This window comes from Colwellia sp. TT2012 (assembly GCF_001440345.1).
GTDB lineage: Bacteria > Pseudomonadota > Gammaproteobacteria > Enterobacterales > Alteromonadaceae > Colwellia.
In genome coordinates, this window is sequence record NZ_LJYX01000172.1 from 1 (window position 1) to 748 (window position 748).

Here is a 748-nt window from a genome sequence, read left to right on the forward strand (position 1 = left end):
CAATGTGATGTCGGCATCGTCAATACCTACTACTACGGCCGCCTGCACAAGCAAAAGCCGGACCTGGGCGTCAAACTGTTCTGGCCGAACCAGGGCGACCGTGGCGTACACGTCAACCTGTCGGGCATTGGCCTGACCAAGCATGCACCGCACCCGGAAGCGGCCAAGGCCCTGGTGGAGTGGATGACCACCCCAGAAGCACAGAAGATCTTTGCTGACGTGAACCAGGAGTTCCAGGCCAACCCGGCGGTGCAGCCGTCTGAAGAAGTGGCTGCCTGGGGTAAGTTCGTTGCCGATACCCTGCCGGTGGAAGTCGCGGGCAAGCGCCAGGCCGAAGCGATTCGCCTGATGGATCGCGCGGGCTGGAACTGATACGGGCTTAAAAACACCGCAAATCTAATGTGGGAGCGGGCTTGTGTGGGAGCTGGCTTGCCTGCGATAGCATCCCCTCGGTATTTCTGATAAATCGAGGTGTCAGCATCGCGGGCAAGCCCGGCTCCCACAGAAACCAGCTCCCACAGTGTTTTGTGTAGGTCTCCAAATCATCCACTGCTTGAGAATCCGCTTTTGGCCCACCCCGCCCAACGCCGCTGGTACCTGCCAGTCTTCACCGTCGCCGCCCTGGTGCTGCTGCCGTTGAGCGTCCTGCTGTTGTCCTGGCAAAGCATCGACACACAAATCTGGTCCCACCTGTGGGACACCCAAATGCCGCGTCTGCTGGGCAATACCTTGACCCTGGTGCTGGGCG

2 protein-coding genes are annotated in these 748 nt (G+C 60.2%); both read left to right on the forward strand.

From position 1 onward, the window contains the following. Positions 1 to 372: extracellular solute-binding protein (locus ASU03_RS19390; RefSeq protein ID WP_157466011.1), on the forward strand; the 372-nt coding region annotated here is incomplete at its 5' end. A 195-nt stretch (positions 373 to 567) separates the two neighbouring features. Next, a partial coding sequence (locus tag ASU03_RS20430; RefSeq protein WP_231731660.1) for a hypothetical protein occupies positions 568 to 748 on the forward strand: 181 nt, incomplete at its 3' end.